The organism is Brachybacterium tyrofermentans (assembly GCF_014897585.1).
GTDB lineage: Bacteria > Actinomycetota > Actinomycetes > Actinomycetales > Dermabacteraceae > Brachybacterium > Brachybacterium tyrofermentans.
In genome coordinates, this window is sequence record NZ_JABUXW010000013.1 from 79,501 (window position 1) to 103,996 (window position 24,496).

Annotated in this window: 23 protein-coding genes and 2 tRNA genes; 11 read left to right on the forward strand and 14 right to left on the reverse strand. The window is 70.9% G+C overall.

All coding sequences use genetic code 11. The annotated features are described in order from the left end of the window. Positions 1-143 precede the first annotated feature (143 nt). A complete protein-coding gene (gene phoU, locus INT49_RS11185; RefSeq protein WP_193117820.1) occupies positions 144-818 on the forward strand; it encodes a phosphate signaling complex protein PhoU in 675 nt (224 codons plus the stop codon). Between the two features lie 207 nt (positions 819-1,025). On the opposite strand, the gene INT49_RS11190 is transcribed toward phoU, so the two are convergent. The 8 genes from INT49_RS11190 to INT49_RS11225 all read right to left on the reverse strand — a co-directional run bounded on the left by INT49_RS11190 (position 1,026) and on the right by INT49_RS11225 (position 9,075). After that, on the reverse strand, positions 1,026-1,391 hold the full coding sequence (locus INT49_RS11190; protein WP_193117821.1) for a DUF4235 domain-containing protein: 366 nt from the start codon (positions 1,389-1,391) through the stop codon (positions 1,026-1,028). A gap of 49 nt (positions 1,392-1,440) precedes the next feature. After that, positions 1,441-2,484, reverse strand: coding sequence for an LCP family protein (locus INT49_RS11195; protein ID WP_193117822.1), 1,044 nt, complete (start codon positions 2,482-2,484; stop codon positions 1,441-1,443). Positions 2,485-2,536: 52 nt separating this feature from the next. Continuing rightward, positions 2,537-3,373, reverse strand: coding sequence for a tRNA (guanosine(46)-N7)-methyltransferase TrmB (gene trmB / locus INT49_RS11200; RefSeq protein ID WP_193117823.1), 837 nt, complete (start codon positions 3,371-3,373; stop codon positions 2,537-2,539). 7 nt (positions 3,374-3,380) lie between these two features. Next, entirely contained in the window at positions 3,381-3,806 is a 426-nt protein-coding gene (locus INT49_RS11205; protein WP_193117824.1) for a Rieske (2Fe-2S) protein, read from the reverse strand. A gap of 72 nt (positions 3,807-3,878) precedes the next feature. Continuing rightward, positions 3,879-4,445 (reverse strand): peptide deformylase, encoded by a 567-nt coding sequence (gene def / locus INT49_RS11210; RefSeq protein WP_193117825.1) that lies wholly within the window; start codon positions 4,443-4,445, stop codon positions 3,879-3,881. Continuing rightward, positions 4,442-5,662 carry a YihY/virulence factor BrkB family protein gene (locus INT49_RS11215; RefSeq protein ID WP_319021589.1) on the reverse strand — a complete coding sequence of 407 codons (1,221 nt, stop codon included), beginning with the start codon at positions 5,660-5,662 and terminating at the stop codon, positions 4,442-4,444. The genes def and INT49_RS11215 overlap by 4 nt, the downstream gene beginning before the upstream one ends. Before the next feature lie 123 nt (positions 5,663-5,785). Continuing rightward, the gene (locus tag INT49_RS11220) at positions 5,786-8,332 is read right to left on the reverse strand and encodes a glycoside hydrolase family 65 protein (RefSeq protein WP_193117826.1); all 2,547 of its coding nucleotides are present in this window, start codon (positions 8,330-8,332) and stop codon (positions 5,786-5,788) included. Next, positions 8,329-9,075, reverse strand: coding sequence for an HAD family hydrolase (locus INT49_RS11225; RefSeq protein WP_319021590.1), 747 nt, complete (start codon positions 9,073-9,075; stop codon positions 8,329-8,331). Before INT49_RS11225 ends, INT49_RS11220 begins: the two co-directional genes overlap by 4 nt. A gap of 166 nt (positions 9,076-9,241) precedes the next feature. Between INT49_RS11225 and INT49_RS11230 the strand changes: the two genes are divergently transcribed. After that, positions 9,242-9,898 (forward strand): SRPBCC domain-containing protein, encoded by a 657-nt coding sequence (locus INT49_RS11230; RefSeq protein ID WP_193117828.1) that lies wholly within the window; start codon positions 9,242-9,244, stop codon positions 9,896-9,898. 85 nt (positions 9,899-9,983) lie between these two features. Beyond that, positions 9,984-11,297 (forward strand): MFS transporter, encoded by a 1,314-nt coding sequence (locus INT49_RS11235; protein WP_319021591.1) that lies wholly within the window; start codon positions 9,984-9,986, stop codon positions 11,295-11,297. Between the two features lie 49 nt (positions 11,298-11,346). Here the strand turns inward: INT49_RS11235 and INT49_RS11240 are convergent, their stop codons facing one another. Further along, positions 11,347-11,895 (reverse strand): CarD family transcriptional regulator, encoded by a 549-nt coding sequence (locus tag INT49_RS11240; RefSeq protein WP_193117829.1) that lies wholly within the window; start codon positions 11,893-11,895, stop codon positions 11,347-11,349. Between the two features lie 382 nt (positions 11,896-12,277). Between INT49_RS11240 and INT49_RS11245 the strand changes: the two genes are divergently transcribed. The 3 genes from INT49_RS11245 to INT49_RS11255 are packed head-to-tail and all read left to right on the forward strand — an operon-like array spanning position 12,278 to position 15,250. Next, complete coding sequence (locus INT49_RS11245; RefSeq protein WP_193117830.1) at positions 12,278-12,958, forward strand: ABC transporter ATP-binding protein; 681 nt, start codon at positions 12,278-12,280, stop codon at positions 12,956-12,958. Further along, positions 12,955-14,502, forward strand: a complete 1,548-nt coding sequence (locus INT49_RS11250) for a hypothetical protein (RefSeq protein ID WP_226850299.1) — start codon at positions 12,955-12,957, stop codon at positions 14,500-14,502. The genes INT49_RS11245 and INT49_RS11250 overlap by 4 nt, the downstream gene beginning before the upstream one ends. A gap of 19 nt (positions 14,503-14,521) precedes the next feature. After that, positions 14,522-15,250 carry a class I SAM-dependent methyltransferase gene (locus INT49_RS11255; protein WP_193117831.1) on the forward strand — a complete coding sequence of 243 codons (729 nt, stop codon included), beginning with the start codon at positions 14,522-14,524 and terminating at the stop codon, positions 15,248-15,250. On the opposite strand, the gene INT49_RS11260 is transcribed toward INT49_RS11255, so the two are convergent. The 3 genes from INT49_RS11260 to INT49_RS11270 are packed head-to-tail and all read right to left on the reverse strand — an operon-like array spanning position 15,225 to position 18,610. After that, complete coding sequence (locus INT49_RS11260) at positions 15,225-16,436, reverse strand: aminotransferase-like domain-containing protein (RefSeq protein ID WP_193117832.1); 1,212 nt, start codon at positions 16,434-16,436, stop codon at positions 15,225-15,227. The two genes, INT49_RS11255 and INT49_RS11260, sit on opposite strands and share 26 nt — an antisense overlap. Positions 16,437-16,448: 12 nt before the next feature. Beyond that, the gene (locus INT49_RS11265; protein WP_193117833.1) at positions 16,449-17,033 is read right to left on the reverse strand and encodes a methylated-DNA--[protein]-cysteine S-methyltransferase; all 585 of its coding nucleotides are present in this window, start codon (positions 17,031-17,033) and stop codon (positions 16,449-16,451) included. Further along, positions 17,030-18,610: an Ada metal-binding domain-containing protein gene (locus tag INT49_RS11270; protein ID WP_193117834.1), complete on the reverse strand. Its 1,581-nt coding sequence runs from the start codon at positions 18,608-18,610 to the stop codon at positions 17,030-17,032. The genes INT49_RS11265 and INT49_RS11270 overlap by 4 nt, the downstream gene beginning before the upstream one ends. A gap of 118 nt (positions 18,611-18,728) precedes the next feature. On the opposite strand from INT49_RS11270, the gene INT49_RS11275 reads away from it, so the two are divergent. Beyond that, positions 18,729-19,661, forward strand: a complete 933-nt coding sequence (locus INT49_RS11275; protein WP_193117835.1) for a N5-glutamine methyltransferase family protein — start codon at positions 18,729-18,731, stop codon at positions 19,659-19,661. Here INT49_RS11275 and INT49_RS11280 read toward each other — a convergent pair. Next, positions 19,630-19,703: transfer RNA gene (locus INT49_RS11280), tRNA-Gly, on the reverse strand. The genes INT49_RS11275 and INT49_RS11280 overlap by 32 nt on opposite strands. A gap of 139 nt (positions 19,704-19,842) precedes the next feature. Between INT49_RS11280 and INT49_RS11285 the strand changes: the two genes are divergently transcribed. The 3 genes from INT49_RS11285 to INT49_RS11295 all read left to right on the forward strand — a co-directional run bounded on the left by INT49_RS11285 (position 19,843) and on the right by INT49_RS11295 (position 22,419). Further along, positions 19,843-19,916 (forward strand) — tRNA-Pro (locus tag INT49_RS11285). An 87-nt stretch (positions 19,917-20,003) separates the two neighbouring features. Beyond that, complete coding sequence (tig, locus tag INT49_RS11290; RefSeq protein ID WP_193117836.1) at positions 20,004-21,575, forward strand: trigger factor; 1,572 nt, start codon at positions 20,004-20,006, stop codon at positions 21,573-21,575. Between the two features lie 259 nt (positions 21,576-21,834). Then, positions 21,835-22,419 carry a dihydrofolate reductase family protein gene (locus INT49_RS11295; RefSeq protein WP_193117837.1) on the forward strand — a complete coding sequence of 195 codons (585 nt, stop codon included), beginning with the start codon at positions 21,835-21,837 and terminating at the stop codon, positions 22,417-22,419. Between the two features lie 141 nt (positions 22,420-22,560). Here the strand turns inward: INT49_RS11295 and INT49_RS11300 are convergent, their stop codons facing one another. Continuing rightward, positions 22,561-23,379: a C40 family peptidase gene (locus tag INT49_RS11300; protein ID WP_193117838.1), complete on the reverse strand. Its 819-nt coding sequence runs from the start codon at positions 23,377-23,379 to the stop codon at positions 22,561-22,563. A gap of 396 nt (positions 23,380-23,775) precedes the next feature. On the opposite strand from INT49_RS11300, the gene INT49_RS11305 reads away from it, so the two are divergent. Then, a complete protein-coding gene (locus INT49_RS11305; RefSeq protein WP_193117884.1) occupies positions 23,776-24,408 on the forward strand; it encodes an ATP-dependent Clp protease proteolytic subunit in 633 nt (210 codons plus the stop codon). Positions 24,409-24,496 lie beyond the last annotated feature (88 nt).

Consider the following 24,496-nt stretch of genomic DNA (forward strand, 5'->3'; position numbering starts at 1 on the left):
CGGTCCGACGCCAGGGGCTGGAGCATCTCGGCAGGCAGGAGTTCATGGCGGTGTCGCCGGAAGTTCACCGTCCGGCGGGCGCAGTTCATCCGGGATTGCGATACTCGGGGAGAACACCCCCGTCGGATTGAGGAGCACCACCCATGCGCGAGGCGTATCAGAGCGACCTGCGGCATATCGTCGACGACCTGCTCGACATGGCCGATCTCGTCGGGACCGCCCTGGAGGCGGCGACGACCTCTCTCCTCGAGGGCGATCTCGGCCTCGCGGAGCGCGTCATCGCCGCGGACCCGCACATCGACGAGCGGCAGGTCGAGCTCGACTCCAAGGCCGTCGAGCTGCTCGCCCGCCAGGCACCGGTCGCCGGCGACCTCCGGCTGCTCGTCGCGGCCCTGCGCATGAGCTCCTCGCTCGAGCGCATGGGCGACCTGTGCGCCCATGTGGCGCTGGTCGCCCGCCGCAGCCATCCGGAGCTCGCCGTCCCCGCGCAGCATCGCGAGCAGATCGCGCGGATGTCCGAGCTGGGCCGGGCCGCGCTGCGCGAGGCCTCCCAGGTCATCGCCGATCGTGATCTCGCCCTGGCCGCCCAGGTGGAGAAGGACGACGAGGAGCTCGATGACCTGATGCTCGAGGTCTCCCGCGAGATCTCCCGCGGAGAGGGCTACACCAACGGCCAGGTCGTGGACCTCACCCTGCTGATCCGCTTCTACGAGCGGATCGGCGACCACGCCGTGTCCCTCGTGCGCCGGGTCGGCTTCCTGGTCACCGGCGACTCGCTGGACACGCTCAACGAACGCGTCGACGTCAGCGAGTTCTGAGCGCTCGCTCGCGGACCCACGGTCTCGGAGTCCCGCAGTCCCACGATCTCGCCGCCCCGTCGCCCCGTCGCCCCGCAGTCCCGTCGCCCCGCCGCACGGGCACCCAGGGCGCACAGGGACGCAGAGCCGTCAAGGCGTGCACGGGCACAGCAGAGAAGGCCTCTCGCGGAAATCCGCGAGAGGCCTTCTGCGTGCGCCGAGGCTGGGTCAGCCGCGGTTGCTGCGCGGTCGGCGCGAGACGACGCGCTCGGCCCCCGTCTGGGCTCCGCGCTTGGCCATCATCTTCAGGCCCTGCAGGAGCACGCCGGAGACCGTGGCCCACAGCAGCATCTTCCAGATCGGCTGGTCGTCGGCGGGGTCCTTGATCGCGTCGATCTCCGCCTTCGACTGCCCCTCCTTCTTGGCCTGCTTGCGACGCTTCTGGGCGTCCTTCTGCGCGGCCTTGGTCGCCTTGACGGTCGGGGCGTCCTCGCCGAACACGGCGCCCCAGCCGGCGGCGGCAGCCTTGTTGCCGATGATGGAGGCGACGATTCCGGCGATCGGCACGACGATCTTGACGAGTGGATTGGCCACGAGGTTCCTCCAGGCAGTGGGTGATGCGGCGGACTGGGTGGGACCCGGGTCAGTAGGCCCCTGCGTACTGAGCGTAATAGGTTCCCATGCCATCCGTGCGCAGGGCGTCGCGCAGGATGTCCATCCCCTCCTCGTCGGTGCCCACGACGCTCGCGCCACCGCTGGTGGTGGTCGGCCCGGAATGGGGGACCGAGAGGTAGTAGATGTCGCTGTTTCGCACCGAGCGCATCGAGAGCCCGAGCTGGACCATCGCAGTACCGCTGAGGCCTTCGTCGGTGGTGAGGTAGGGGGAGATCGACTCGACCGTGCTGGCGAGCTTCCCCGGGTCGCTGAGGGTGTCCGCGCTGATCAGCTTGGCCGCGATCCCGCCCAGCACGGCCTGCTGGTTCCGGTTGCGCTGGAAGTCGCCGTCGGAGAACTGCTTGCGCTCGCGCACGAAGGTCAGCGCCTCCTCGCCGTTCAGGGTCTGGACGCCTTTGGTGAACTGGTGGCCGCCGGCCTCGAAGTCCTGGGGGATCTTCACGTCGATCCCACCGAGAGTGTCGACCAGTCCCTGGATGCCTTCGAAGTCGATGAGGGCCACATGGTCGATGGGGACGCCGACGTAGTTCTCGACCGTCGTCACCGCGAGGCCCACCCCGCCGAAGGCGAGGGCGGCATTGATGCGGTCCTTGCCGTGGCCGGGGATCTCGACGTAGAGGTCGCGCGGGAAGGAGGTGACGTAGACCTCCTTGTTGTCATCGGAGACGTGGACCAGCATCATCACGTCCGAGCGCTGACCGCTGACGCCCTGCGACTTCGCGTCCTCGGCAGATCGCTTGTCCGAGCCGAGCAGCAGGAAGTTGCGGCCCGCTCCGGCCTCGGGGCGCTCGCCGTCGGAGGCGCCGCGGGTGATCTGCACGACCGTGCGCTTCTCGTAGGAGTCGTTGATCCCGCGCAGGTAGTTCGCGACCACAAGGCCGACGCCGAGCACCAGGACGGCGACGAGTCCGAGAGCGATCAGGGCCATGCGGCGCCCGCGCCGCTGGCTGGGGTCAGGCTGGTCGTCATCCTCCCAGTCGGAGGGCAGTTCGACGTCGTCCGGGGCATTCATACGAGCTCGCTCTCAAACAGGCGTCACGGGTCGCGACGGAGGTCCTGAGGGTCTAGGCGGGGGCATCGCCCGACTGCCGAGGCACCCTGACGTACGCGAGATCCCATACTAAGCGTCCGGCGGCCCGTCCCTTGTTCTCGAAGCTGGTCTTCACACGACCCTCGAATCGAGGTGCCCATCCTGTGCGCGCCATGCTCTCGGAGATGGCGTCGCTGCTCTCCTCCCCGGGCCGGGCGCCCTCGGGATGGAGGTTCTCGAGCTCGGGGCGGGCATCGAGGTGGCGACGCATGTGATGGGCGTACTGCGCCCAGTCGGTGGCCAGGCGGAATGCGGCGCCGTCGGCGAGCAGCGGGAGCACGGCGTCCAGGAACGGCGGGTTGATGAGGCGGCGCTTGTGGTGGCGGGCCTTGGGCCACGGATCGGCGAAATAGACCCAGAGCTCCTGGATCGAGGCCTCGGACAGCAGCACGGGGAGGCTGCGCTGCGCATCGAGCGGCAGGAGGCGGAGGTTCCGGGGGCGCCCCGCTCGGTCGATCCGGTTCAGGGTCTGGGCGAGGCCGGGGCGGTACACCTCGACCGCGAGGAAATCGCGGTCCGGATCCGCGGTGGCGGCGGCGACGATGTTCTCGCCCAGGCCGCTGCCCACCTCGACGACGAGCTCGGCGCGCCGGCCGAAGACCTCAAGGAGATCGAGGGTCGCATCGGGACCCGGCACGGTGTCACGATCGCCGCGGGAGGGGTCCAGGACGTACTCGTCCGAGAGACGGTCCCAGGCGCTCTGCCTGCTCGCGGTCAAGCGCTCACCCCGACGGACGAAGGAGACGATCTCGCGCGGGGACTTCTCCTCCGGATCGGTCGTCTCCTCCGGATCGGTCTGCTCAGCGGTCATGGCGCGCTCAGCCGTCACGACGGACGAGGCCGCCCTCGACGACCACGGACACCTCGGGCAGCTGCCGGGTCGCCGGGCCCACCAGGACCTCACCGGTGGCCGCATCGAACTTGGAGCCGTGGCACGGGCAGTCGAGCTCGGCCTCCTTCTGGGCGAGGGCGCAGCCGTTGTGGGTGCAGTACCCCGAGTAGGCGGCGAGATCGTCGCCTGCTCCCCGGACCAGCAGCACGAAGGGCTGCTCGCCCCCGAAGTTCACCAGTGTGCTCGCGTTCTCCGGCACGTCGTCCAGGGAGATCGAGCCGTCGTCGGCCCGCACCGGAGCCGCCGTGCCGAAGCCTTCGTCCTGGGGACCGCAGGCGGCGAGGCCGCCGAGCGCGGCAGCCGAGGCAGGGAGCAGGAGGGCATGACGGCGGGAGAGGCACGGGCGTTCCATGCCGCCAGGATAGCCAGCGTTGCTGGGCGCGGGCGAGGCGAGGGGCGCCGCTGTGACGCGCCGGACCGCGGATCAGACGTCGGCGGCCTCGAGGTCCCGGGGATCCCAGGTGAGGATCCCCTGGGCGCGCCAGCCGCGGCCGGTCACCGCATCGAGCGCCTCGCGCCGGCGCGCGGGGGAGAGGCGGTCGAGGTACAGGGACCCGTCGAGATGGTCGACCTCGTGCTGCAGGGCGCGGGCCAGCACTCCGCCCTCGTCCTCGACGACGATCTGCTCGCCCTCGAGGTCGATGCCCGTGACGCGGGCACCGCGGTGGCGGGCGGTGGGGAATCCTTCGCCGGGCACCGAGAGGCAGCCTTCGATGGTCTCTTCGTCGAGCTCGATCCCGCCGAAGCGCTCGAGCCGCGGATTGATGACCACACCGCGCTGCACGGTGCCGGCGGAGTCGGCGCAGGAGTAGATGAACAGGCGCCAGCGCGAGCCGACCTGCGGGGCGGCGAGCCCCGCACCGTCGGCGGCATCGTTCGTCTCGAACATGTCCGCGACCAGGGTGCGGATGTCGGAGGTGACCTCACGGACCCGGCGGGTGCGCTGCTCGAGGGCGCGGTGGCCGACGATCGTGATCGGGCGGACGCTCATGTGGTGGGGTCTCCTGGCTGCGGCGGGTCGGTGCGGTCGTGAGGGTCGGAGGGGTTCTCGTCCGGGTCCGGCGGTTCAACGGGACCGGTGTGGTCGTCGGGGTCGGAGCGGGTGACGACGCTGTACTTCGTCGGCGGATTGACCGCGAGCAGGTTGCCGGCACCGACGATCCACGGTCCCCGCTCTCGGCGCAGCGGCTCCCCGGACCGCGCGGAGTCGGCTACTGCGCGCCCGATCTGCTCGGCCTCGACGGCATCGCCGGCCAGGAAGTCGAGCGTATGGGTGGCATGGGGGGCCAGCACGATGCTGTCCCAGGCGTCGAGGCCGCTCGCGATCTGCCGCGCGCGCAGGAACTCCGCGTCCAGGGCGGCGCCGGAGACGACCACGATGTTGGCCAGCCACAGCAGCACCAGGATCGCGATCAGCCCGTTCAGCACGGTGAGCACCTCGGCGAAGCGTGTCGCGTACACCATCAGTCGGCCCGCGAGGAGGGCGGCGCCGAAGAGCACCAGCACGGAGACCGTCGAGCCGAGGGTCATCAGCCGGTAGCGGGGCAGGCGCACGTTGGGGAACGAGTAGTAGGCCAGGGACACCCCGATGATCAGGATGACCAGGAGTATCGGCCACTTCGCGAGGTTCCAGGCGACGAAGGCGATGCGGGGGATGCCGATGAACTCACCGATGTGCTGGGACGCCTCGCCGCCCACGACGATCATGCCGATCGCGAGCAGCACCACGGCCACGATCAGCACGGTCTCGCCGAAGACGATGGTGCGGAACCACAGGAAGGGCCGGCCCTCGCGGGTGTCGTAGACACGGTGCAGGGCCCGGTGGAAGGCGGCGACCCCGTTGGAGGCGGAGACCAGCGAGCCGAGCGTGCCCAGCGCCAGTCCCAGCAGCCCGCCGCTGGTCGAGGAGACCGCGCGGATCGCGGTGAGGAAGGGCCGGGGATCCAGCGTCGGGAAGATCTCGGCGGTCATCGACGTGAACGCCTTGAGGGTGGCGGCCTCGATCCCGATCAGGGACAGCATGGAGACGGCCGCGACCGCGCCCGGGAACACCGAGAGCAGGAGATAGAACGTCATGGTGCCCGCGACGTCCCAGACCTGGATGTCCAGCAGGCGCATCCGCACCCGGTTCAGGACATGCAGGACGCTCAGCCGTGGTCGGGCGTACTCGACCACCGGCTTCGGCCGACGGGGGCGGGATGCGGACACCGTGTGCTCGTGCTCCGAGGGAGGGGACAGGGGGAGATGCCCAGAAGGGCGCGGCTGGAGCCTATGTCACCGGAGCCTGCCCGGCCGCCTCGGGCGCTCCGACCCGTCGTCCGCCGTCCTCGATCAGCCCTCTTCGATGAGGTCGTCGGGATCCGTCGTGACCGGGTACTCCCACGGATCCTCCGGATCCTTGGGCACGTGCGAGGTCACGATGGATCCGTCCGCCCGGGGGTCGCCGAGGCCGACGGGCGTGGCCAGCACGGCGTCGTCGAGCACGGGGCCCTGGTCCGGGAGGGGCACGACGGTGCCCGAGGCCGTCACCGTCACCGTGGTCCCGCGCACAGTGACCTCGATCTCGGGGCCGGTCTCCAGCGTGAAAGAGATCTCCTCGCGCAGCAGACGCACCCGGATCCGGGAGCCGCGCATCGTCAGGGGGAAGCTCAGCTCCGGCCAGCCCACCGGCAGGCGCGGATCGAAGGAGAGCCGCCCGTCGTCATGGCGCATCCCCCCGAAGCCGTGGACCAGGGCGTTCCAGACGCCGCCGGCGGAGGCGATGTGCACACCGTCCGCGGTGTTGTGGTGGAGGTTCCCCAGATCCACGAACAGACCGGCCCGGAAGTAGTCCAGGGCGGCCTTCTGATGCCCGACCTCGGCCGCCATGATCGACTGGACCACGGCGGACAGCGAGGAGTCACCGGTGGTGATCGGGTCGTAGTACTCGAAGTCTGCGCGCTTCTCGGCGGCGGTGAACTCGCTGCCGCGCAGGAACAACGCGAGCACCACGTCCGCCTGCTTGAGCACCTGGAAGCGATAGATCACCAGCGGGTGGAAGTTCAGCAGCAGCGGGAAGGCGTCGGCCGGGGTGCTCGCGAGATCCCAGACCTCGCGCTCGAGGAAGCGGTCCTCCTGGAGGTGGATCCCCAGGGCCTCGTCCTTGGCGACGAACATCCCGTCGGCGCACTCGTCCCAGTGCCCGAGCTCCAGCTCATCCAGCTCGAGCTCGACCAGCAGGGTCCGGTAGGCGGCCTCGTCGGCCTGGTGCAGCTCCCGGACGGCGCGGGCGGCGCGACGCAGGTTGAAGCGCGCCATGACGTTGGTGAACATGTTGTTGTTGACCACCGTCGTGTACTCATCGGGGCCGGTCACGCCGTGGACGTGGAAGCTCGCCGCGCCGTCGGCGGTGGTGCGCCAGAAGCCGAGATCGGCCCACATGCGGGCGGTCTCGACCAGTACCCGCACCCCGTCGCGGTGCTGGAAGTCCAGGTCGCCCGTGACGTCCACGTACTGCGCGAACGCATAGGCCACGTCGGCGTTGATGTGGTACTGCGCGGTCCCGGCGGCGTAATAGGCCGAGGCCTCGTCGCCGTTGATGGTGCGCCAGGGGAACAGCGCCCCCCGCTGATTCAGCTCGCGGGCGCGCTCGCGGGCCTTGGGCAGCAGGTTGCTGCGGAATCGCAGGGCGTTGCGGGCCCAGCGGGGCTCGGTGAACGTCAGGAACGGGACGACGTACACCTCGGTGTCCCAGAAGTAGTGGCCCTCGTAGCCGGATCCGGTGAGGCCCTTGGCCGGGATGCCCCACTGGTCCGAACGTGCGGCGGCCTGGGCGAGCTGGAACAGGCACCAGCGGGTGGCCTGCTGGGCGGCGGGCTGGCCCGGCAGCTCGACATCGGACCGGGTCCAGAAGTCGCCGAGGTAGTCCCGCTGGTCCTGGTGCTGCGCCTCGAATCCCTCGGACCGGACCCGGTCCAGCGTGCGGCGGCAGCGGTCGAAGAGCTCCCGATGGGGCACCGAGCGCGAGGAGTGATAGGCGACCGCCTTGCGGACGGTCAGCGTGTTGCCCTCCTCGAGGTGGGCGCGCACCACCTGGCGGCCGCGGTCCTCGCTGGTGTCGACCAGCTGCTCGACCTCCGCGTCGCACTCGACGGTGTGGTCGGCGCCCACGGCCAGGGTCATGCCCGAGCTCGCCACGCGGTAGCCCAGGAGCATGCGCCTGTCGCTGTGCCAGTCCTGCTGGGGTTCGAGCACACGGTGGGTGAAGGCCGTGGTCTGGCGGGGATCGTCCTTGTCCGTGATCGGGCCGCCGTCGACCCCCTTGCCGTAGTCGTCGGCCATGTCCTGGCGGTTGATGATCTGGGAGGACACGGCGACGGGAGCGGCCCCGTCGAGCATCGTGACCTCGAGCGTCATCAGGGCGAGATGGCGCTGCGTGAAGGACACCATGCGGGAGGTGGTCACCTTCACCCGCTTGCCCGACGGGGTGCGCCAGATCAGCTCGCGCCGCAGCACGCCCTCCCGGAAGTCGATCCAGCGCTCGTACTCCATGAGGTCCGCGATCGACAGGAGCAGGGGCTCGTCGTCCACGTACAGCTTCATGACGGTGGAGTCGGGGACCGAGATCATGGTCTGGCCGGTCCGGGCGAAGCCGAAGGCCGATTCGGCGTGGTTGATGCGCCAGGTCTCATGGAAGCCGTTGAGGAACGTGCCGTGGCTGTCCACGTCCCTGCCCTCGGAGGGCGTTCCTCGCATCCCCAGGTAGCCGTTGGCGGTCGCGAACAGGGTCTCGAGGTGTCCCAGGTCCCCGCCGGGGCGGGATTCGACGAGCCGCCATTCGTCCAGGGGAAGGTGGGTGCGGTCGACGGGGTCCTCGGGCACCGAGCGCAGGCGGGTCATGCGAGCTCCTCCAGGTCCTGGACGACGCAGGTGGCGCCGGCGGCCGCGAGGGCGTCCGCGCCTGCTCCGCGATCCACGCCGATGACCGCACCGAAGGAGCCGTCGGCCCCGGCCCGGACGCCAGAGACGGCGTCCTCGTAGACCACGGCATCGGAGGCCTCGGCGCCCATCAGACGGGCGGCGTGGAGGAAGGTGTCCGGTGCGGGCTTGCCGGGGAGTCCCTCGCGCGCCGCGACGTTGCCGTCGACGATGTGCTCGAAGCGCTCGAGCAGGCCGGCGCCGCGCAGCACCTCCTCGGCGTTGCGCGAGGACGAGACGATCGCCGGGCGCGCCCCCTCAGGCAGCGCGTCCAGATAGGTGACGGTCCCCGGGTACGGCACGACGCCCTCGGCACGGATCAGCGTCAGGACCAGCTGGTTCTTCCGGTTCCCGAGCCCTCGGACGGTCTCGGCCTCCGCCGGCTGGTCGGCGGGATCCGCGTCCTCGCCCTCGGGCAGCGTGATGTCGCGCGAGGCGAGGAAGGCGCGCACGCCGTCATAGCGGGGGCGCCCGTCGACATGGGCGAAGTAGTCCTCGTCGGTATAGGGCTCGGAGATGCCCCGCCCGGCGAGGAAGTCGCTGAACATACGGTCCCAGGCCCTCATGTGGACCTCGGCCGTCGGCGTGATCACCCCGTCGAGGTCGAAGAGGTGGACCGTGAAATCGGACGGTCGGAAGGGAGTCTCGGCAGTCTCGGCAGTCACGCGGCACATGGTACGGGCAGCGCCCGGCAGGGACGCCCTCCCGGAGCATCGGCTCACAGCGGACGGCGTGCCGTGGCGTGCCGCACCAGGGTCCGCTACTCTGCGAGGGTCCGTGCCCGCGCAGTCGCGCCGGCACGGAGCGGTTCCGACCCTTTTCGAGGAGAAGATGGCTGTCACGGAGTCGCTGCCCGTGGTCGACGCGGTGCGACGCGAACTCGAGATCGATGAGCAGATCCATGATGGACGCACCCTGGTGCGCACCACGGCGACGCTCACCACCAACATCGACCGATCCCCGGCCCAGCTCTGGCCGTTGCTGACGCGCCCGGACCAGCTGGCACCGTGGTTCGGACAGATCTGCGGCGACCTCCGCGAGGGCGGGCGGTTCGAGGCGCCCCGCGGGGCGCGCGGACGCCTGCTGCAGGTGGAGGCGCCCCACAAGATCTCCTTGACCTGGGAAGATGGCGGGTCCGAGGACCCGTTGTCGATCCGGCTGGATCCGGAGGACGACGGCACCACCCTGCTGCGCCTGCGCCATACCCGGCTGATCCCCCAGGAGGAGTTCGACCTGGTGGGGCCCGGCCTCGGCGCGGTGACCTGGGAGATCTCCCTGCTCGCACTCGCCGCGATGACCGATGGCTGGCGCACGAGCTGCCTCCACGACGTCCCGCGGCCCTCCTCCGCCTGGCTCGCCAGCGAGGAAGGTGCCGCCTACATCCGGGCATGGTCCGTGCGCTGGGCCGCCGAGGCGATCGCAGCCGGACTCGACGAGGGCGCGGCACGGCGGGCCGAGATCGAGACGAACGCCGCCTACGGCACCTGAGCGGACGCCGACGCAACTCCTGGCCACCGCGTCCACCCTCTGGAACTCATTGCCCAGGCTCACTATTGGGTGACAGACTTCCGAGGTGACCACCCCTGCGCGCCTCCCCCCGGGAGGCAGGGCACAGACCTCCAGACAGGTCCTGTGGTCCCTGGCTCCCTCGGTGTACGCCCCGACCCTGCTGGAGTTCGCCGGGCTCGCGGCACTGATGCCGGTGATCCCGCTGCTCGCGCTGGATCTCGGGTTCGCCGCCTGGCAGGCGGCCGCGCTCACCACCGTCTTCGGGCTCACCTCGTTCCTCGGGCCCATCCCCGCCGGTCGGTTCATCTCCCGCGTGGGGGCGCGCCGTGCGCTCGTGAGCACCGGGGTCCTGCTGGTGCTCTCCAACCTCGTCGCCTTCGTGGTGCTCACACCGGGTGTCCACGGGAGTCCGGGGCTGCGCCACCAGCTGACCTTCCTGGGGCTGCTGCTCGTGATGGCGATCAGCACGCAGGTCTGGCAGCTGGGCAGGCAGGCCTACCTGGGCACCGCCCTGCCGCCGACGATGCGGGCGCGCGGCATGACCATGTTCGGCGGCGTGATCCGTCTCGGTGAGGTGATCGGGCCGCTGCTGGGCGCTCTCGTGATGGCCCTGGGGTCGGATACCGGGGTGTTCATCCTGTTCGCGGTGACCGCTGCCGCCGGCACCGTGATGATCGCGATCTTCCTGCCGCCAGGGGAGTCCCGGCCGACCCCGAGACGTCCGCGCGGGGAGCGGATCCCGCGCAGCATGGCACGCTCCCGGCTCGACCGCGCCGTGCTGAGCAGGATGGCGATGGTCGGCCTCGGGATCGCCCCGGTGATGATGGCCCGCGTGAACCGGCCGGTGATCGTGCCGCTCCTCGGCGCATCCCTGGGTCTGGACTCGGTCTGGATCTCCCTCGTCTTCGGGGTCTGCGCGGCACTCGAGATCCTGTTGGTGATCCCGGCCGGGACTCTGATGGACCGCTATGGGCGCGCCGCCGTCGCCGTCCCCTGCGCTCTCCTCATGGGGGCCGGGTTCATCCTGCTGGCGATCCTGGGGACCACCCTGGCCGGGCACGGGACCACGCTCGCGGTGGTCGCCCTGCTGGTGCCCAGCCTGCTCATCGGCCTGGGGAACGGGATGGGGGCCGGCATCGTCATGACGCTGGGGATCGACGTGTCCCCGGTGCACGACCGCACCCGGTACCTGGCCTGGTGGAACACGATGCTCGGATCGGGTCGCCTGGCGGCGCCGCTGGTGGTCACCGCCATCGCCCTGGTGGCACCGATCGCCCTCGCCGGTGCGGCCACCGGGGGACTGTGCCTCGCCGGGGGGATATGGCTGGCACGCACACTGCCCCGCGTCACGCCCTCCGGGAGTACCCGGAAGAGGTGAGACGGGGCAGTGGGACCGCGGTGTCAGGCGGCGGTGTCAGGCAACGGAGTCAGGCAGCCGTGTCGGCGCCTGCTGCGACCGCGTTCGCGGCGGTCTCCTGCAGCAGCTGGTCCGCCTCGTCGCGCGGGATCTCCCGGGCGATGGCGATCTCGGCTGCGAGAGGAGCGATCGCCTGCTTGAGCAGATTGCGCTCTGCGAGGCTCGACGGGGCGCCGCCGGAATCGCCGAGGATGCCGCGGATGACGTCGATGCGGTCGGTGAGGCGGCCGGACTGCAGCTGCATCGTGAGGGACTTGATCCGGTGGGCCCAGGAGGCCTTCTTCTCCGGCGGCTCGATCGGCTGGGAGAGCTGCACGATGAGCTCGGTGATCTCCTTCTCCTCGAGCAGGGCGCGCAGCCCGATGACATCTCTGCCGTCGGACGGCACGGAGATCCGCATCTCGTCGCCGATGACCTCCATGTCGACGTACTCGCGATCGGTCCCGCGCACGGAGCGGGTGCAGGTGGAGATGATGCGCACCGGTCCATGGACAGGATGGGTGAGCACGTCGCCGGGCTTCGGAGCAACGGTGTCGACGGGCGGAGTGGCAACGGACAAGGGGATACCTCCTCGGTGGGCCTATGCGCCGTCGGTACCGAAGACCAGCCAAGGTCCGGGCGGCCGCGCTCGGTCATCGCGCAGAGCCTGGTCAGGGCATTGCGATGGGGACTTCGAGGCAGCTCGAGCACCGCTCGACCTGCAGGAACAGGGTGGCGGCGCCTACGGCAGCGCACCCCCATGGTCTCATGGATCTGACACGATATCCAGAGGTTGACGTTTCCAGTTCGGTCACACCCGGAGTGCTGCAGACCCGAGTGCCGGCCCGAGTGCTGGTCCGAGTGCCGACCAGAGTGCAGACCGGAGAGTTGACGCGAGAGTCGACCCGAGTGCCGACCGAAGTCGGACGTCGTCACGGGGCAGATGCTGTTTCATGGAGTCCATGGGACGAGACGCGACACTGCACGTCGAGCAGGATGATCGATCGGACGAGCTGGTCCGGTTCGAGGGCGTCGGAGTCGTCTCCGATGACAACGTGCTGCTGCTGGACGCCACAGGCGCTGCCCGGGCCGGCGAGATCCTCGCCCTCACCGGGGCCAACGGCTCCGGGAAGACCACCTTGCTGCGCGTGATGGCAGGGCTCGCCGATCCGACCGCCGGGACCGTGCGCATCGCGGGTCGGCGCCCGGATGACCGGGACCGGATCTTCCGTGCTGCGCTCGCCGCCCTCATCGGGCCTCCGCAGACCGCCCGGGACCTCACCATCGTCGAGCACCTCCAGTTCATCGCCGCCACCTGGGGCATCGGGGCGAAGGCCGCCCGCGTCCAGGCCGAGGAGCTGCTGGACGAGCTGCAGATCGGTGCCCTGGGGCGACGATTCCCGCACGAGCTCTCCAGCGGACAGTCCCAGCTGGTCTCCCTCGCGCTGACCCTCGCCCGCCCCAGCCGGGTGCTGCTGCTGGACGAGCCCGAGCAGCGACTGGACGTCGACCGGCTGGGGCTGGTGATCGACGCGGTCCGGGCCCGGGCAGAGGCAGGCGGCGCGGTGGTCCTGGCGAGCCACAGCCCCCGACTGCTCGAGGAGCTCGCCGACGTGCGACTGCACCTCGAGGAGCAGCGGTGAGCGCGGATCCGATCGCGGATCCGATCACGCCGTCCGGATCCCTCTCCGCGGTCCGGGAGGTCTGGGCGCAGAGGTCGCAGGCCCGTACCCGCGGCGATGTCCTGTATCTGGTGTACGTCCTGGCGCTGAGCGTGCTGATCGTCGGGGCACCCGCCCTGCGAGCGGCGGGCACCGCCCTGTCCCGGCCCGACGTCGTGCCGCTCCTGATCGCCACCGGGGCGCCGCAGATCAGCACCGCGGTCACCCTCGCCGGAGGCGCGTCGCTGGTGCTGCTCGGTGCAGTGCGGGGCCCGGCTCTGCTCTCCCCGTTCTTCACCGCGAGCCTCGCCTCCAGCGCGATCCCGCGGCGGTCGGTGCTCTGGAGGCCGTTCCTGCGGTCGTTGCTGGTGACGGTGCTGGGCATGGTGATCCCTGCGGTGCTGATCGGGGCCACCCTGGTGTCCGCGGGGCACGTCGAGCTGGGGGCTGCGGGCTGGTTCGCGCTCGCCGCGGTGGGCACCGGGATGATGCTCGGTGCGGCGTGGTTCGCCGGGCAGCTGCTCGGCCCCGCCGGGCGCCGGCTGCTCGCCGCCGCCCTCGGCCTCCTCGCGATCGGCGCCCTGATGCTGCCCGCGGGGATCGGGATCGGCGGGGCGTACCCGGTCGGCGGGCGCTTGCCGGGCCCCTCGGCGGTCGCCTCGTCCCTCGTCGGGGTCCTCGCCGTCGGCGCCGCCGTGCTGCTGCTGGGCCGCTTGCGGGGATCAGTGCTCCAGGAGCAGGCCGCGCGCTGGGAATCGGCCACCGTCAGCGCCACCACGATGGACCTGTCCGGGGCGGCGGGCTTCTTCCGGCCCCCACCCGCAGCGGGCCGGCGCCTCCCCGCGATCGGTGCCGGTCCGCTCGCCGTGCTCTATGCACGACGCGATGTGGTCGCGTGGCTGCGGAGCCCCGAGCGGACGACGGTCGGCGTCATCGCCTCCCTGCTCTCCGCCGCGGTCCTGGCAGGGTCGACCGTGATCACGGGACCTCTGGCGTGGTTCCTGCTGCTCCTGGGCTCACTCGGCCTGTGGCTCGCGAGCGGCACCTTCGTGGACGGCATCCGGCACGGCGTGCACACGCTGGGTGCGCCCCAGCTGTTCGGGCAGACCGCCGCGGTGCAGACGCTCCTGCACCTGACCGCCCCGATCGTCCTGCTCACGGCGCTCGGGGCAGTCGGCGGGCTCGGGGCGTGGCTCGCCGCCGGTTCCGTGCCCGGATCGGCTCTCCCGGCCGTGCTCCTGCCGGCTGTCCTGGCGCTCGTGCTGGTCGTGGGCCGGGCTCGGGATGCTGCGAAGGGGCCCATGCCGCTCTCGCTCAGCACGCCGATGCCGACCCCGCAGGGAGACGTCTCCGTGCTGCCGATGCTCCTGTGGCTGTCCGACGCGATCCTGCTCGCCCTCGGGGTCGGGGCTCTCCTGCTGGGGAGCGCCACCGGGGGAGCGCTCTGGATGCTCGGCGCCGGTGCCGCGGCGTCGGCGCTGATGGGGCTGATGGCCTGGGTGCGGCTGCGAGCACTCGTCTCATGACCGAGGAAGGGAACGCGCCATGACCATCCGGACCACGCCGAATCCGCTGATCCGCTGGATCGAGTTGCAGCTCACGCGGTTCAACGACCGTCACCCGTGGAGCCACAACCACCACTTCCATCCGTGGATCCTGCGATCTCTGCCTCCGAGCACCGGTCGCGCGCTCGACGTCGGCTGCGGCCGCGGGGACCTCGTCGCCGCGCTCGCCGGGGTCGTCGGCCGGGTCGACGGGATCGACCCCGACCAGGAGATGGCCTATGTCGCCGCCACACGCTTCGTGCACGATCCGGCCGTGCAGATCGGGCGCCGCACGCTCTGCGAGCACGCCGCTGAGCCACACCGCCATGGCACCTATGCCGCGATCACGATGGTCGCCTCGCTGCACCACATGGATCTCGCCGAGGCGCTCACCGACGCGAGGACCCTGCTGACGCCCGGCGGTCGGCTCCTCGTGGTCACCCTGACGGATCCGGTGAGCACCGCCGACCAGATCTGGGACGTGTTCAGCGTGCTCAGCAATCCGCTGATCGGTCTCGTCAAGCACCCCCGCCCGGTGCGCGAGGCCCCGGAGGAGCGGCCGATCCCGGTGAAGGACCCCACCTGGTCGATCGACGAGCTGCGTCAGGAGGCCGCGAGGATCCTGCCCGGCGCGGTGATCCGTCGGCGGGAAGGCTTCCGCGTGACGCTGCGCTGGCGCAAGCCCGGCAGCGCGCCGGCGGAGATCAGCGCCGGGGGTGCTGCGCGATGACCTCGCCGAGACGGCCGATGGCGTCCTCGATGACGGCGGGGGCATGGGTCACGAAGCTCAAGCGCATCGTGGACCGATCGGGGTCGTCGGCGAAGAAGGACCATCCCGGCAGGTAGGCGACCCCGGCCGAGACGGCCTCGGCGAGCATCACCTGTGCGTCGTAGCCCTCGCCGAGCGCGGCCCACAGGAACATGCCGCCGTCAGGATGGGTCACGTGCGCGCCTGCAGGCAGCACCGGAGCGATCGCGGCGGCCATCGCGTCGCGCCGCTCGCGGTACACGGCGCTGACCCGGGCCACGTGGGCGTCGAGGTCGACGGAGTCCAGGTAGCGGGCGACCGTCAGCTGATCGACCACGGAGGACTGCATCGAGATCGCGGCCTTGGCGACGGCGAGGGTGTTCAGGATCGGGCCCTCGGCGCGCATCCAGCCGATGCGCACGCCCGGGCTCATCAGCTTGCTCATCGAGTTCAGCAGCAGGGTGCGCTCGCTCATCCCCGGCAGGGCGGCGATCGGCGCCCAGGTGCCCCCGGTGAAGCTCAGCGCACCGTAGGGGTCGTCCTCGATGAGGGGGACGTCCGTGCGCAGCAGCACGTCGGCCACGGCCTGGCGGCGGGCGACGGGCATGGTGCGCCCGGTGGGGTTCTGGAAGGTGGGGATCAGGTAGACCATCCGCGGATGGTGCGTGCGGATCGCCTCCTCGAGCGCTTCGGGGACCACACCGTCGTCGTCGGTCTCCACCCCGATCATCCGCGCCCCGTGCACGGCGAAGGCCTGCACGGCCGCGAGATAGGTGGGGGACTCCACGAGCACGACGTCACCCGGCTCGAGCATCGCCTGCGCCACCACGAACAGCCCCTCCTGGGAACCGGAGGTGACCCGGATCTGGGAGGAGTCCGTGGGCAGGTCGCGTGACAGGCGACGGGCGGCCTGCTCGCGCAGCTCGACCTCGCCCTCGCTCACGCCGTACTGCAGTGCGCGGTGGCCCTGGTTCGCCAGCACCCACTCATAGCTGGCGGCGATGTCCTCGAGGTCGAACAGCTCCGGGTCAGGAATGCCTCCGGCGAAGGACACGACGTCCGTGCGGGCCGCGAGCGCGAAGATGTCCTTCAGCGGGGAGGACTCCATGCCCGCGTAGCGCGCGGCGACGGGGAAGCGATACGGCTCGGACGACGAGGGGAGGCTCATCGCCCTATCGTGTCACGCGAGCAGAGCACCCTCGAGGACCAGCAATGCCTGTTTGGTCTCGATCCCGCCGGCGTATCCGGTGAGGGCGCCGTTCCCGGCCAGCACCCGATGACAGGGCACGACGATCGAGATCGGGTTCGAGCCGACGGCGGCCCCGACGGCCTGGGCGGCGCGGGGCCGACCGAGCTCTTGGGCGATCGCGCCGTAGGTCGTCGTCGCGCCCCGCGGGATCTCCTGCAGGCGGTCCCAGACGGCATGCTGGAACTCGGTGCCCCGCGGAGAGAGCGGCAGGTCGAAGCCCGTGCGCTCGCCGGCCAGGTAGGCGAGCAGCTGCTTCTCGGCGACGTCCAGGAGGGCGTCGTCGGCGGCGGCCGCCGGCCCGAGCCGTTCCGGGCGGGGGAAGTGGCTCTGCTCCTCGCGCCAGACCCCGGTGAGCGACCCCGCCTCGGCGGCGAGCAGATAGGTGCCCAGCGGGGTGTCCACCCGGCGGTGCCGGGGTGCGGCTGGTGCAGGTGCAGGTGCAGGTGCAGGCGCTGGTGCAGGAGCAGACGCCGGCCTGGTGGTCGGAGCGGCCTGCGCGGGACGGGTGTCGGTCATGACGGGTGTCCTTCCGGAGCGGAACGGGATGAGTGGACGGAGGGCGGCGCGGCCGCGGTCGATCCGCGACCGGTCCGGGCGGGAGCCCGACGGAGCGAGGCCTGGTGATGCCACAGGTGCATCGAGGCGTAGGAGCGCCAGGGGGCCGCGGCGACCAGCTCCTGCTGGAGGGAGGCGTGGTCCTCGGCGAGGCCGAGATCGCGCGCCGCACCGAGCAGGGCGACATCGCGCGCCGGGGCCACATCGATGGCGCGCACCCCGCGCAGCAGCACGTAATCGGCCGTCCAGGGGCCGATGCCGCGCAGTGCGAGCAGGTCGGCCCGGAGCTCGTCGACGGGCCTGGAGGCGTCGAGATCCAGATCGGCGGTGACCGCGCCGACGGCGGAGATCAGGGTCCGGCGCCGGGCCGCCGGCCCGCGGAACCATTCCTCGGCGTGCGCGGCGGCGATGCCGGGATCCACAGGGGCGCGATGCACTCCCGACAGGTGGAGATCAGCAGGCAGCTCCTCGGCGAGCAGGTCCGTGGCCCGCGTGATCTGCTCACGGGCCTGGGACGTGGTGATCTGCTGCCCCGTGATCGCCCACAGCAGGGCCTCTTCGAGGCTCGGTGTCCCCGGCAGCCGTACCCCGGGCCGGGCGTCGACCAGCGCGGCGAGCGCGGGCACAGAGGCCGAGAGCCCGCCATCGATCCCCACCGGGTCCGCGTCGAGGTCCAGCAGCCGTCGGGCCAGAGAGATCGCGGCCGCGTGGTCGCGCAGATCCGCCAGCCTCATGCTCACCGGAAGCGCGCCGGCGGCGCCGAGATCGACCTGGAGCACCCCCGGCCCGTGCGGCAGGCGCACCGCGCGGGTCCAGACCGACCCCGAGATGTCCTCGACGCCGGGTACGGCGCGATGCGCGAACCAGGCGGCGAGCCCGGCACCGTCGAAAGGGCGGCGCACCGCGAGCTGCGCGGTCACCACGGAACCCCCGTCGGCCGCGCGGGAGGAACCTCCTGTGCGGCCGTGCGAGCGCTCCCGCACCGCCGAGGGGGAGTGGCCGAAGAGCTGGCTGAACGTCTCATGGAACTGCCGCTCGCTGCCGAACCCGGAGACGTGGGCGACCTGCGCCAGCGGCAGCTCGGACCCGATCACCAGTTCATGAGCCCGTCGGGCGCGGCGCATCCGCGCATGCGCGAGGGCTCCTGCCCCGGTGACCGCCACGAGCGCGCGGTGCAGGGTGCGCTCGGAGACGGCGAGCCGCCGTGCGAGGTCGGGGACCGTGCCCTCCTCGTCCAGCGCCCCCTCGTCGATCAGTCGCAGCGCCCGTCCCGACAGCGACCCCATCGGATCGTCGTCCGGGCTGCCCGGCGGGGCCGTCGGCCCGCAGCGCTTGCAGGCACGGAATCCGTCGGCCACAGCGGCGGCGGCCGACGGGGCGAAGTCGACGCCGCCGCGGTCCGGGGTGCGGGCCGGGCACGAGGGGCGGCAGAAGATTCCGGTGGAGCGCACGCAGGTGAAGAACATGCCGTCGAAACGGGTGTCGCGGGCGCGGATCGCCGCATAGCGCTCGTCGTCGGTCATCGCGGTCCGTGTCATGGCTCCAGTGAACCGCGCCTGGGCCTGCGGCACCAGCGGGAATCGGACAGCGTGGTCGGCCACGTTCAGCACTGCTGCCCTCTGGTGCCCGGGGATGTCGCGGGGGAGAATGGCGGTGATGACGACGATGCCGCCGGACCACCCGGCCGACCAGCAGGTCCCTACGGCCGATCCCCGGGTGCGTGTCCTGGTGGCGCGGCTCCGGCGCGCCGGATGCGTGTTCGCCGAGCAGGAGGCCCGCATCCTCCTCGAGGCGTCCGCCGGGGCGGAGCTGGAGCAGCTGTGCGCTCGTCGGGAGGCGGGCGAGGCCCTCGAGCACCTGGTCGGCTGCGTAGAGATCGGCGGCGAGCTGCTGGCCGTCGGCCCGGGCTGTTTCGTGCCCCGCCAGCGCACCCTCGCCCTCATCGACGCGGCCGTCCAGGAGGCACGGTTGCGGAGGTCACCCGTGATGGTCGAGGCGTACTGCGGGGTGGCTCCCATCGCCGCGCTCGTCGGCCGTCGGGTGCCGGGGGTCCGTGTGCATGCCACGGACCGGGACGAACGGCCTCTGGTCCATGCCCGCACGAATCTTCCCGCCGGCGCCGGGGTGCATCACGGGTCCGGCCTCGACGCCCTGCCCGCGCAGCTGGCAGGCGCCGTCGATCTCCTCGCCGCGGTACCGCCCTATGTGCCCTCCGGGCAGCTGGAGCTGATGCCGCGGGACGCCCGGGAGCAGGAACCCGAGACCGCCCTGGTCGCCGGGGAGGACGGCCTCGACGAGGTGAGACGCCTGCTCCGTGAGGCCCCGCGCTGGCTCGCACCCGGCGGCGTGCTGCTCCTGGAGATGCACCGGGACCAGGTGCCGATCGTCCTCGCCCAGGCCCGCGATCAGGAATGCTTCGATGCTGTCGGTCATCAGGTCGCGGGCGACGGGGAGACCGCTGTGGTGCGGGTACGGCGGGACGCTGGAAAGCCGGGACGCCGGGATGCCGGAAAGCAGAGAGCCGCGGTCCCGGAGGGGACCGCGGCTCTGCAGCGGGTGGAGCGGGCGACGGGAATCGAACCCGCGTAATCAGTTTGGAAGACTGAGGCTCTACCATTGAGCTACGCCCGCTGGACCGCACCATTGAATCAGAAGAACGGGGCGGTCGCACATCGGAGGACCGAGGACGCGACATGCATCTCCTCACAGCGCGCCGGGATGAGTCGGGCGCTCCTCAGGAGTAACGGGTAATATCCCATGGGTTGCCCTCCGGGGTGTAGCTCAGCTTGGTAGAGCACCCGCTTTGGGAGCGGGAAGTCGCAGGTTCAAATCCTGTCACCCCGACTCCGCTTCGGGTGGCCGCCGCGTGCGTGCTCCGGAGCATCGTGAGAACTGACAACTAGACCGACGATCCACAGGGAGACCTGACCAGTGAAGACCGAGTCCGAGAAGCTCAGCCCCACCCGGGTGAAGCTCACCGTCGAGGTGCCTTTCGACGAGCTCAAGCCGGCCGTCGCGGCCGCCACCACGAAGATCTCCGAGCAGGTGGAGATCCCCGGCTTCCGCAAGGGCAAGGTTCCCGCCACCCTCGTCGAGCAGCGCTTCGGCCGCCCCGCGATCATGCAGGAGGCCGTCAACGACGCACTTCCCGACTTCTACCAGCAGGCAGCTGCCGAAGCGGCGATCAAGCCCGTCGGCCGCCCCGAGGTCGAGGTCAGCGAGATCCCGGGCCTGGACGGCTCCGAGGACGGCAACCTCGTGTTCGTCGTCGAGCAGGACGTGCGCCCCGAGATCGATCTGCCCGACTTCTCGACCTACGAGGTCGAGATCGAGGAGCCCTCCGTCGATGACGACGCCGTCGAGGTGCGTCTGACCGAGCTGCGCGAGCGCTTCGGCACCCTCGTGGGCGTCGACCGTCCCGCCCAGAACGGTGACTTCGTCTCCCTCGATCTCGTCGCCACGATCGGTGACGAGGAGATCGAGTCCGTCGAGGGCACGTCGTACCAGATCGGCGAGGGCAACATGCTCGAGGGTCTGGACGAGGCGCTCATCGGCCTCTCCGCCGAGGAGACCACCACCTTCACCTCGAAGCTCGCCGGTGGCGATCACGCCGGCGAAGAGGCGCAGATCAAGGTCGTGCCGCAGTCGGTCAAGGTCCGCGAGCTGCCCGATGCCGACGACGAGTTCGCCGAGCTGGCCTCGGAGTTCGACACCATCGACGAGCTGAAGGACGACCTGCGCCAGCAGGCCGCCGCCGACGCCGAGGGCAACCGCGTGGCCCTGGCCCGCAACGCCCTGCTCGAGAAGCTCCTGGAGGAGCTCGAGATCCCGGTTCCGGAGGCGCTCGTCGAGGACGAGATCAACGCTCACCTCGAGAACGAGGGCAAGGAGCCGGGCGACCCGCACGGCGAGGAGATCCGCGAGGACACCGCCAAGGCCGTCCGCGCTCAGTTCCTGCTGGACGAGATCAACGGGACCCGTGAGGTCAGCGTCGAGCAGGACGATCTCATGGCCTACATGACCCAGCTCTCGGCGCAGTACGGCATCGAGCAGAACCAGCTGCTGCAGATGCTCGCCCAGTCGGGTCAGCTCGAGCAGATCTTCGGCGAGGTGCAGCGCTCCAAGGCCCTCGAGGTCGTCCTCGCGGACGTCACCGTGAAGAACGCCTCCGGCGACGTGCTGGATCTGGGCCTCACCGCCCAGGCCGCCGATGCGGACGGCGCCGACGCGGAGAGCACCGACGACGCGGCGGATGCCGAGAAGGCTCCCGCGAAGAAGGCTCCGGCCAAGAAGCCTGCTGCCAAGAAGGCTCCGGCGAAGAAGGCTCCGGCCAAGAAGGCCGCAGACTCCGAGGCTGCTGCTGAGGACGCCACCGAGGAGGCGGCCGAGAAGCCCGCCGCCAAGAAGGCGCCGGCCAAGAAGGCACCCGCCAAGAAGGCTCCGGCCAAGAAGGCGGCACCGAAGAAGGCTGCTGACACGGACGCCGCGGACTCCGCGAAGTGATCCTCCGCCCCGGCTGATCCAGCCGGGGCACCCGAGGCATCATCGACGGGCCGTCACCCCCACCGGGGTGACGGCCCGTCGTCGTGCGTGCCGGCACGAGACGCGCCGGTTCGCTCCTGACGCGTGGCCGCTCGCGGAGGGCCTCCGCCGCACGCCGGGCTCCGTGCGGACCTCTTGCCCCTGGACCTCGAGGCTGGAAGGATCGGCACCCTTCGATCACAGGGTCGCGGGTGGGGCGGAACAGTCTTCGGGAGGGCTCATGGGACGGGTGACGTGGGGATTCACGGCATCACTAGACGGCTTCATCACCGGGCCCGGGCACGACATGAGCTGGCTCGAGGAGCTCGCGGCCGAGGCAGGGCTCGCGGAAGGGGTCACCGAGTCGCTTGCGGCGCCGGTCGGTGTGATCATCTCCGGGCGCGCGGGCTACGACGCGGCCCGGGCTCAGTCGGAGGTGCGCGGTGAGCTGACCGCCGAGGCCTACGGCGGTGCATGGTCGGGGACGGAGATCATTCTGACCCATCGCCCGGAGGAGATCGCGGACGACCCGGCGATCACCGCCTGGAACTGCGACGTGCGTGAGGCGGTGCGACGAGCCCACGAGATCGCCGGCGAGAAGGATGTGCAGATCATCAGTGCCGACATCGGGCGTCAGGCGCTGGAGCACGATCTCCTCGACGAGATGCAGATCTTCGTCGCCCCGGTGTTCCTGGGGGACGGCACCCGCATCTTCTCAGTGCCCGGTGGGCGCCGGGTGCGCTGGGACCTTGTGCAGGACCTCGACCTGGGCCCGTCGGCCCGAGGCGGCATCTATCGACCGCGGCGGCGACCTCTCACGGCATGAGAGGTCACGGGGCGTCCTTGCGCCCATGTGTCCGCATCCTGCGCGAGAGGATGCCCGGGCCACCCGGGTCAGCGCGTCCCCGAACGCACGAGGGCCCGATCTCCGTGCGGAGATCGGGCCCTCGGTGAGGTGCTGTATGGATCAGCGGTAGGTGACGAACCCGATCGGGTTGCCCCAGAGGGCGCGCTCGACGACGCGCTGCTTCGAGCCGGAGGCGTCGATGATCTGACCGTTGCCGGCGTAGATCGCGACGTGGCCGGAGTAAGCCACGATGTCGCCGGCCTGAGCCTGGGACTGGGAGACCCAGCGGCCGCCGTTGGCGATCTGGCCGCTCGTGCGGGGGAGGTCGATCCCGGCCGCCGCGTAGGCGTAGTTCACGAGACCGGAGCAGTCCATGCCGCTGAGCGACGAGCCGCCCCAGCTGTACGGGGAGCCGACGGCCGAGCGGGCCGCGTTCACGATGGTGTTGTTGTTCGAGCTCGAGGAGGACTTCGCCGGAGCGGAGGTGCCGCCGCCCGAGGGAGCGGACGAGCCGCCGAGCGCACCGAAGGTCTGCGGGCCGACGACGCCATCGACGAGCAGGCCCTTGGAGGACTGGAAGTTCTTGACCGCGGAGTGGGTGCGGGGGCCGAAGGAGCCGTCCTCGGCGATGTTCGCGCCGTGGTCGTTCAGGGCCGACTGGAGCTTCTCCACGGCGTTGCCGCGGGAGCCCCAGCGCAGCTTCGCGCTGGTGTCCAGGGCGGTCGACGGCGCGGTGGCGACGGGAGCGGCCGGAGCGGTCTGCACGGAGGGGGCGGCCGGTGCTGCCGGTGCTGCCGGAGCGGCCTGGGCGGCGGAACCGGCGAAGGCGGTGCCGACGACGACGGTGCCGAGGACTGCGGCGCCACCGAGACCGCGAGCTGCGGTGAAGGCGGGGGTCTGTGCGCGTCCTGCGGAGCGGTGCGTGTTGTTCTGGGCCATGTGTGCTGATCGTTCCTTCCGGGCCGGCGGGGGTGCCGGGAGTCCTGCTGGCTGATGTGTCCCCCGCTAGCGGGGCGATCTTCGTCCTGCGGTAGGACCAACGTAGGGGCGTGAAACCGCTTCGGTAAGGGGGCTTGGGACAGTTCGGCAGGGGACTTGGCGTGGTTTTTGCCTGATCTCGGGTCAACGTGACCAGAACTCGCCCCGGCTTGACGTTCCAGGGAGGTCCGGGGCACATGTCGCGACGTCGGGCGCGCCCGTCGGCCCCGCCCTCTGCCGCAGGAGAGCCGTCCGGGCACAGTGCGCCTGCGGCGAACAGCGCCCCGTGTCGTCCCACCCAGCGCCTAGAGTCGACTCATCGACGATTCCCGCTATGAAGGAGACCCTGTGACCTCCGTGAGCTCCCAGAGCACTCAGAACTCCGCGCCCCGCGACGCGGCCGGCGACAGCCCGATGGGCCTCGACGACAACGTCTACCAGCGACTCCTGCGCGATCGCATCGTGTGGCTCGGTTCCGAGGTGCGCGACGAGAACGCCAACGCGATCTGCGCCAAGATCCTGCTCCTGGCCGCCGAGGACCCGGACAAGGACATCTACCTCTACATCAACAGCCCCGGCGGCTCGATCACGGCCGGCATGGCCATCTACGACACCATGCAGTACGTGCAGCCGGACGTCGTGACGATCGGCATGGGCATGGCCGCCTCGATGGGGCAGTTCCTGCTCTCCTCGGGGGCGAAGGGCAAGCGCTACGCCACCGCCCACACTCGCGTGCTCATGCACCAGCCCCTCGGTGGGCTCGGCGGCACGGCGACCGACATCAAGATCCAGGCCGACCTCATCCTGTCGATGAAGCGCACGCTCGCCGGGCTGATCGCCGAGCAGACCGGCAAGAGCCTCGAGCAGATCACCGAGGACTCCGACCGCGACCGCTGGTTCACGTCGACCGAGGCCCTCGAGTACGGCTTCATCGACAAGATCGTCACCGGAGCGGGTGACGTCACCGGTGGCGGCGGCACCGACGACTGACCGCTGCTCCGTCGCCCCCGCACGCCCTGAGAACAAGGAGAACCCGTGACTTTCGATCCCCGCACCATCGGCGCACTGCCGACCGCCC